Consider the following 7,907-nt stretch of genomic DNA (forward strand, 5'->3'; position numbering starts at 1 on the left):
AGGGCTTTTCATACTTTCAAGGTCAGTCTGTTGACAGTAACTTCGCTAGTGTTTTTACTGTCACTACTGTCACGCTCTGATAGCTTTTGCTTATCAATAAGTTTATACTCATAGCAGAGAAATGGAAAGCGACAGACAAGTAATTTAATACAATACCTCCATTTCATTACGCATTTGATGACTTTTCTTTTTGAATAGAGAGTATGCATACACCCTTTCTTTTGCTATATTAAAATTACTTAGTATGTTATATTAAAGGTATGGCTGTGTGAGACGGAGGATATCGCAGATCACTTCAATTGATCTTTTATTATTACCGGCAACAAATTTGAAAAAAGTACAGGATTTTTTTATTTTGGTTTTATAAATTTCATATGTTTGCACAAAATTGAAATTGATAATTTGTCGAGTTTCCCTATACTTGTATAGGGGAAGTAACTGACGACTTAACAACCTTATTTGAAAAATTTTTTTTCAAGTTTGTATGATTACACAATAGCCAGAACTTTTATGACTTTTTGCTTTAGCATTTACACAAAGTTATGAGGTGGTAAAACGCCACCTCATAATTTTTATTTATGCGATAAGAATATATTTCCTTGTCTAAAATCTATTTGTTTGAGTTCTTGTACTTGCAAAAAAAGCATAATCATAAAAATGACGATAAGAATGTTGCAAATTGGTCTTAGATGTGATATACTCAATTTTGGAAAAATAAATGTTTTGACTTATTGATAGGAAGTGACAAAATGTTACCGATTTATATGGTATTAGTTGATGATGACGATGTATCAGATTTTGAGGTACTGTATAGAGAGTGTAGAAATAAAGCGTACATAATTGCTTATAAGATATTAAAAAACGAAAGTCTTGCGGAAGAATGTGTTTCAGAAGTCTTTCTTTCTGTTGCAAAGAATTTCAAAAAAGTTAACAATTTAGTTTCTTACGAACGGCATAAATATATTGTTATTAGTGTTAGGAACAAAGCTTTTAACATTCTTGCAAAAGAAAAAAATAATACATCGAATTTGCCATACGAAGATGATATTTATTTTAACGACGATAAATATTTGGAATTTGATAAGGATAAATGGTCTGATTTCATAAGGAAATTAAATAAAACTGATAGAGATATACTTTATCTTGTATGCGTCCTGGGAATGGACTATAAAGAAATTGCAGATTCGTTTGGTATCAGTTATGCAGCAGCCAAGCAGCGATATTGGACTGCTAAAAATAATCTTAAAAGAATAATTTTAAAGGAGGGGATGCTTGATGAATGAAAATTTGCAGTTTTTACAGGCATTAAAAGATGTATCTGATGAAGATTTTAATGAAGATATGAATTCGATCTCTTTAACGGGCGAACATGAATTCAGCGACAAATTCAATAGGAAAATGAAAAAGCTTATTGCAAGGCAAAAGAAGCAATATTTTAGATTTGTTAGTACAGCAGGCCGTAGAGCTGCATGCATTATATTAGCAGTGGTCGTGATATCTGCATCAGCGTTAAGTGTCGAAGCGGTTCGTAATGCAGTATATGATTTTATAATAAAAATCTTTTCGAATCACAGCGTTGTAACAACCGAAAGTGGAACGGACGACGGTTATCCGACTTCTATTGAAGAAAAATATTATATTTCAAAGTTGCCTGCCGGTTTTGAACAGACTCAATATGGTGAAACAGATAATAGTATTTCAGTTTTTTATTCAAATGGCAAAAAAGGAATTTTATTTGACCAGAATGTCAAATGTGATCATAAGATATATATGGATAATGAGCGAACGGATTTTACGAAGATCGAGATCGATGGTCAGGAATATTTGCTTTTTGAATCTGATACTGATGTGACGTGCATTTGGGATAACGGCAGGTATATATTGTCGATTTCCAGCAATCTTGACAAAGAAATTGTTATAGATTTATGCAAGTCTACAAAGTTACAAAAATAGTCTTACTAATTTGATTTTTTATTGTTATGTAGGGTAGAGAGGTCGATTTGATCTTTCTACTCTATTTTTTGTGAAAGGATAATAAAAGATGAAAAAATTATTAGCGTTACTTGTTTCTTCCATTATAGTGTGTGGAGGTGGCATATCTGTTTGCGCTGAACCTCAGTTAAGTACTCCTGTCGAAGGTGAATTTACAGAATACTATAAATACACTTCAAAAATTTATAACAGTATGACTATTTCAAATAAGACTGCTTCGTGCAAAAGTACGATAATGGGATTTTCAGATAAGACAACTAAAGTGGTTGTTACACATACACTAGAGAAAAAGAGTGGAAAATGGTGGATAGATGTTACAAGCTGGTCTAAAACTTTCAACACATATACAGCAATATATTCCACGTCTAAATCATCGTTAAGCAGCGGTACATACCGCCTTAAAACAGTCGCAAAGGTCTATAAAGGCTCTGCCTATGAAACCATAACTATTTACAGCAAAACAGCGTCATGCTAAAATAATAGGCTGTGCACAGAAAGGAAAGGTGATTCAATGCAGTAATAAAATTTATATAATCCAAAATCAAAAAACAAAACATTGACATTCAAATATTTGGATGTTATAATAAGAAAGGACGTTTAATATGAAAAAGATCGTAAAAAGGATCGCAGCTATGGGTGCTGCTGTTATGATGATGAGTTCTATGGCTATTGGGGCTAGTGCATATAATTCCGGAGATACATATTCAAGTGCGACGTGGACAATAAGTGCAAAATACACACAAAGCACTAAATCTATAACCAAGACTCTTAAAGCTGGCAATAAAGTTAAGATCAACAACGGTACAACAAAGAATGTTATTATAGCAAGTTGGACTGGGCAAGATGAGGTGCTCTATTCTAATGTTACGTTTAGTTCACCAAATGGCAGCAATAAAGTAACGATAGATAAAAGAGACAATTATGAGTATTTTATAACGATGACATCGTCATATAAACCAACAGCAGAAGTGAAGAATAAAATCACACTCAATAATTATGATGAGGATGATATAAAAGCTTCAGGATACACAAGAACGCCTAAATAATGTGCTATGGCTGCTGCTTGTCGGCAGCCATTTTTATAAAAGGAGCAACGATGAAAGAAATATTTAAGATATTTGTACTTCTTGTGATGATATGTACGTTTACAGCCTGTGCAGCAGGCGGTAAAACCAGTGATACAAAAGATATCAGCATAAAGCTTGAGAGCTTTTCTGATGTAAAAAAAGATATTTTGTCAACTGATACAGAGTATGAAAATATTTCTGTACCGACTGAAACACTTCAAGCCTTGGCAAATGATCTGCCGGAAAAGGCTGAACTCGCTGACCTAAAGCAGGTGAACGATCGTGAGCAGTGTTTCGGTAAAATAAGGCCGCTGTTTATTTCCGACAAGGACTATAAGAAAGAGTATTATCAGGGCTTTGACAGTTCTTTTCCTGCCGGCAACGTTTATGATGACACAACGTACTATTTAAATGTTGCATCAAATGGAGGCATCGGATTTCTTTCTAAAGAATCTGCCTATGACTGTGAAACGATAAAAACAGTTTTTGTAGACAGACCCTATGAAGACGAAGAGTATGTTCTTGGCGGACAGACGTATAAACTCAGTCAGGGCGTTGAGTATGTAGACGGCTTTTTGCAGGCTTTGACCGACAGCGGATTTGGAAATATGAAAATAGCTTACGTTGATGTATTGAAATACGATCAGGAAAATGCTCTGCTTTTTCATATTCAAAGAACCGTCGATGGAATCGCCCTGAACGATTTCTTTTATAGCGACGGGGATTTTGATGAATATCCGTATTTTGGAGCAAAGCTGTATATGACCGCTCCAAACACCGTAGGAGAGTTCTTGGGAGATCATGGCTTTTGCGAGCTTGACGGCTCTGCGGAAAGTGTCGATAAATGCGTTACCTTAGAAAGTGCTTTAGATATATGTGAAAATACACTTGCGGCAAATCATAAATATACAGTCAATAAAATAGACCTCGGATATATGCAGAATGTTGTTAAAGCAAACGGTGAACCATGGAACAAGGATAGCGACGGACAGTTCTATTTTCAAGGTGATACAAAATATAAAACAGAGCTTGGCTGGTTTATATGGCTCGACACCACCACAGACAATGAACGAATGGTATTTGTCAATGCTCTGAATGGAGAAGCTTTGGTACTGTTCAACAATGCAGATGTTTCGGAAAACTGAGGATAGAACATGAATTTCAATAAGTGTCTGAAAACACAGCTTTATAAAATGCTCATCAGCCCTGTGCCTGTAATATGTGCCATTATGATATTTGGCTTGTGCTGTATAACAAATGTTTACACCGATGCAGACGGCGGAAAAGGCTATTCAGTATTGACCATACTGCTTTTGCGTGACCCCACAGAGGCTGTTGAAGGAAATTCTGTCGTTCGTGAAAATATCATTCGTGCAGCTATGAGCAGCTGGCTGATAATGTTTTCGCCTGTTGTATGCGTTCTGCCGTTTGTTAAAAGTGTTTCAGCAGAGAACAGCTCGTTAAAGCGGTTTGAAATGCAACGCAGCGGAAAAATTGCTTTTGCTGCATCAAGACTTGTGTCGGCGGTGCTTACTTCAGCGGCGGTACTTTGTCTGGGATACGGGCTTTTTGTGATATTTACAGTAATTATGTTTCCGTCTGTTATGGATACGAACAGTCATTCAGCTGCGGCAGTGCTTCATTCAATGAGTATAGGCTGCTTTTATTTGAGCCGAATGGCAGGTGCTTTTATAATAGGAGCGTTAAGTGCATTGCCTGCATATATCATCTCTGTTTTCAGCAGAAACAAATATATGATGACTTGCATACCGTTTATGTTCTTTTATTTTTACAACACTCTTATAAACAGACTTTCAAAAGGGTTTTCCGCCAATGTCGGAAAGATCGTCAGCTTATTTTCATTCAACGGGATATTCCGAGCCATAGAAAACGGCATGACTGTGTATGTGATCTTAGCCGCAGCCGTATTGATGATACTTGCGGCGATAATTGGCGTCAGCTTCTTGCAAAGGAGGTATGACTGTTGTGAGTAAAACAAGAATAAGGGCGGTATGGGGGACGGCACAAAGTGAATATATCAAATGGATATGCAGTTCAAGAATGTTGATATTTCTATGTGCATTGATATTCATAGATCAATTTGCCGTAAAGCCGTTAGTTGAGATATCAAAACAAACAGGCGTTAAACTTGGTCTGTTTGAGCCGTTTATTGCAATAACCAATTCAGACGTACTGCTGATGATAATGCCCATAGTTTTTATTACGCTTATAGGAGATTTTCCTAAAAACGATGGAAATATGCTGTTTTGCGTGCAGCGCACATGGCGTGTTAATTGGCTGCTTGGGCAAATGCTTTTTCTTGTTATGTCTTCACTTACATTTATGCTTGGAGTTATACTCAGCACGTTTCTTGCGGCGGCAGGTTATTTGCAATGGAGCGAACAATGGTCGGCAACAGTCACAGATTACAGCAGGCTCTTTCCCGAGAACGCCGATAGCGTTGCTGCAAATCTTATTCCTGAAAATCTTTACTACCAATATGTACCGCTGCGGTCGGCAGGCAATTCTGCGGTGCTGATATTTCTGCTGTTGTTGGTGTGCGGTCTTATTATGCTCGTTTTTGCAGAGCTTAGGCAAAAGCTTCTGGGTGTAGGCATAAATGTCTTTTTACTTCTGGCAGGCGGTGCGGCAATATACCTTGAAACGCCGATACGCTGGGCTTTTCCGTGTTGTAATGCCATAGTGAAAACGCATTTTACAAAGTTCTTCAGGCAGCAGATATATGAAATATCTTATTCCTACATATATTTCTTTTCAATCATAGTATCTTTGATCTTGCTGTCATTAGTTTTGCTACGGAAAACTAATTTTCTGACGGCTGGGGAGGAATGATAATGGATATCATAGGAGTTAGCAACGTGTGTCTTACTCTTGGCAAAACGGAGATACTAAAGCATATAAATGTGTCCTTTGAGGAGGGCAAGATACACGGACTTATCGGCAGAAACGGCAGCGGAAAGACAATGCTTATGAAGTGCATATGTGGTTTTATCAAGCCCACGAGCGGTGAGATTATCGTTGACGGCAAGAAGGTCGGAAAGGACGTTGATTTTCCGAAAGATATGGGAATTATCATTGAAACACCGGGGTTTATCCCATACTATTCAGGCTACAAAAATCTCAAGCTGCTTGCAGGGCTCAACAACAAGATCGGCAAAGAGGAGATAAAAAGCAGTATGAAACAGGTGGGGCTTGACCCTGACTTAAAGCGACACGTCCGCAAATACAGTCTAGGTATGCGGCAGCGTTTGGGACTTGCACAAGCCATTATGGAAAATCCGAAGATACTCATTCTTGACGAGCCTTTCAATGGTCTTGACAAGGACGGCGTAAAAGAAATGCGTGAATATCTGCTCAGCTACAAAGAACAGGGCAAGACTATTCTTATATGCTCACACTCTGCGGAGGACATCTCAGTGCTGTGCGATACTGTGCATGAAATGGATAAGGGATATATAACTCAGATCGAAATGTAGAAGTTCATTAATTTTAGTGATTGCGGAGGTAAAATATGTCGTTAAAATATCATCAGCTTGATAGTTCTGTTGAGAAACAGATAAAGGAAAATATATCAAAGGGAATATTGAGTCCATACAGATTTATGGACGAAAATGCTGTGCGAAGAAATATGGAAAAGGACAAAAATAGCGTTCTTCGTCCGTCTTTTGGACGTGATATAGAGAAAATTCTTCATTTGCCTTTGTACAACAGATATAACGATAAAACGCAGGTGTTTTCATTCTACAACAATGATGATATCACAAGACGAGGCCTGCACGTTCAGCTTGTGTCACGGATAAGCCGAAATATTGGAAGAATGCTTGGCCTTAATCTTGATCTGATAGAGGCTATCGCACTTGGGCACGATGTTGGACACACACCTTTCGGCCACGCAGGAGAACGTTATCTTAGTGAGCTTTTGCAGAAAGAAACCGGACGGCATTTCAATCATAATGTTCACAGTACACGTGTTCTTGATATTTTGTACAGGCGTAATATAAGTTTACAGACACTAGACGGGATATTGTGTCACAATGGTGAATTTGAGCTTAATGAATATCGCCCCAAAAAGGGTTTGACATTTGAGCAATATGACAATAATGTTGAGCTCTGTTATACTGAGGGTGGAGAGGCAATAAAAAAACTTGTTCCGTCAACGTTAGAGGGCTGTGTAGTAAGGATCTGCGATATTATAGCCTATATCGGTAAAGACAGGCAAGATGCGATAACGGCAAAAATATTATCGGACGATTCAATGTTTTCATCTGAATTTATTGGCAGCAAAAATGCTGAGATGATAAATAATCTTACTGTTGATATTGTAAACAACAGCTTTGGAAAAGACTGCATTATTTTAAGTGAGCAAGCGTTTAATGATCTGAAAACGGCGAAAAAAGAAAACTATGAATACATATACAAGAATGAAAAAATTGAAGGTCAATATAACGAAATAATAAAGCCAATGTTCAATGAGTTGTACTATAAACTGCTTGATGACGTTAAAAGTAAAAACATAAATTCGTGTATATACAAACATCATATCAACGCAATACAGAAAAGCTGCCAGTATTATGAGGACTGGGATTATATTTCTGAAGAACCGAATCAGATAGTTGTGGATTATATTGCCTCTATGACTGATGACTATTTTATAGGGCTGTATCGTTTGCTGTTTCCTGAAAGTGACAAGGCCATTGAATATCATTCGTATTTTGAAACATAATTTATTTTCACCAACGTTACTCCACCCTCAGGTGCTAGTGATCGCAAGGTCATGTGGGTTCAAGTCCCGTCATCCGCACCACGAAAAGCTCGATTTTATCGGGC

At 37.3% G+C, this 7,907-nt stretch carries 9 protein-coding genes; all 9 read left to right on the top strand.

Features of this window, described 5'->3' with window-relative positions:
• Positions 1-749: 749 nt before the first annotated feature.
• On the top strand, positions 750-1,283 hold the full coding sequence (locus AB5123_RS13430) for an RNA polymerase sigma factor (RefSeq protein ID WP_368364947.1): 534 nt from the start codon (positions 750-752) through the stop codon (positions 1,281-1,283).
• Entirely contained in the window at positions 1,276-1,953 is a 678-nt protein-coding gene (locus tag AB5123_RS13435) for a DUF4367 domain-containing protein (protein WP_117928160.1), read from the top strand. Before AB5123_RS13430 ends, AB5123_RS13435 begins: the two co-directional genes overlap by 8 nt.
• 274 nt (positions 1,954-2,227) lie before the next feature.
• The gene (locus tag AB5123_RS13440) at positions 2,228-2,467 is read left to right on the top strand and encodes a hypothetical protein (RefSeq protein WP_147338301.1); all 240 of its coding nucleotides are present in this window, start codon (positions 2,228-2,230) and stop codon (positions 2,465-2,467) included.
• A 127-nt stretch (positions 2,468-2,594) separates the two neighbouring features.
• Complete coding sequence (locus AB5123_RS13445; protein ID WP_195247640.1) at positions 2,595-3,038, top strand: hypothetical protein; 444 nt, start codon at positions 2,595-2,597, stop codon at positions 3,036-3,038.
• Between the two features lie 50 nt (positions 3,039-3,088).
• The gene (locus tag AB5123_RS13450; protein WP_118162524.1) at positions 3,089-4,204 is read left to right on the top strand and encodes a hypothetical protein; all 1,116 of its coding nucleotides are present in this window, start codon (positions 3,089-3,091) and stop codon (positions 4,202-4,204) included.
• Between the two features lie 9 nt (positions 4,205-4,213).
• Complete coding sequence (locus AB5123_RS13455; protein ID WP_117864490.1) at positions 4,214-5,053, top strand: hypothetical protein; 840 nt, start codon at positions 4,214-4,216, stop codon at positions 5,051-5,053.
• Complete coding sequence (locus AB5123_RS13460; protein WP_038671205.1) at positions 5,046-5,912, top strand: hypothetical protein; 867 nt, start codon at positions 5,046-5,048, stop codon at positions 5,910-5,912. Before AB5123_RS13455 ends, AB5123_RS13460 begins: the two co-directional genes overlap by 8 nt.
• A gap of 2 nt (positions 5,913-5,914) precedes the next feature.
• Positions 5,915-6,556 carry an ATP-binding cassette domain-containing protein gene (locus tag AB5123_RS13465; RefSeq protein WP_347503989.1) on the top strand — a complete coding sequence of 214 codons (642 nt, stop codon included), beginning with the start codon at positions 5,915-5,917 and terminating at the stop codon, positions 6,554-6,556.
• Between the two features lie 35 nt (positions 6,557-6,591).
• Positions 6,592-7,803 carry a deoxyguanosinetriphosphate triphosphohydrolase family protein gene (locus AB5123_RS13470; protein ID WP_117925427.1) on the top strand — a complete coding sequence of 404 codons (1,212 nt, stop codon included), beginning with the start codon at positions 6,592-6,594 and terminating at the stop codon, positions 7,801-7,803.
• Positions 7,804-7,907: the final 104 nt, after the last annotated feature.

Source organism: Ruminococcus sp. RTP21204st1_B2_RTP21204_210225, from assembly GCF_040914135.1.
GTDB classification, from domain to species: domain Bacteria; phylum Bacillota; class Clostridia; order Oscillospirales; family Ruminococcaceae; genus Hominimerdicola; species Hominimerdicola aceti.

Excerpts from the sequence above, each read along its gene's own strand:
- AB5123_RS13430 (WP_368364947.1), top strand. The coding sequence starts at position 750 with ATGTTACCGATTTATATGGTATTAGTTGATGATGACGATGTATCAGAT.
- AB5123_RS13435 (WP_117928160.1), top strand. The coding sequence starts at position 1,276 with ATGAATGAAAATTTGCAGTTTTTACAGGCATTAAAAGATGTATCTGAT.
- AB5123_RS13440 (WP_147338301.1), top strand. The coding sequence starts at position 2,228 with ATGGGATTTTCAGATAAGACAACTAAAGTGGTTGTTACACATACACTA.
- AB5123_RS13445 (WP_195247640.1), top strand. The coding sequence starts at position 2,595 with ATGAAAAAGATCGTAAAAAGGATCGCAGCTATGGGTGCTGCTGTTATG.
- AB5123_RS13450 (WP_118162524.1), top strand. The coding sequence starts at position 3,089 with ATGAAAGAAATATTTAAGATATTTGTACTTCTTGTGATGATATGTACG.
- AB5123_RS13455 (WP_117864490.1), top strand. The coding sequence starts at position 4,214 with ATGAATTTCAATAAGTGTCTGAAAACACAGCTTTATAAAATGCTCATC.
- AB5123_RS13465 (WP_347503989.1), top strand. The coding sequence starts at position 5,915 with ATGGATATCATAGGAGTTAGCAACGTGTGTCTTACTCTTGGCAAAACG.
- AB5123_RS13470 (WP_117925427.1), top strand. The coding sequence starts at position 6,592 with ATGTCGTTAAAATATCATCAGCTTGATAGTTCTGTTGAGAAACAGATA.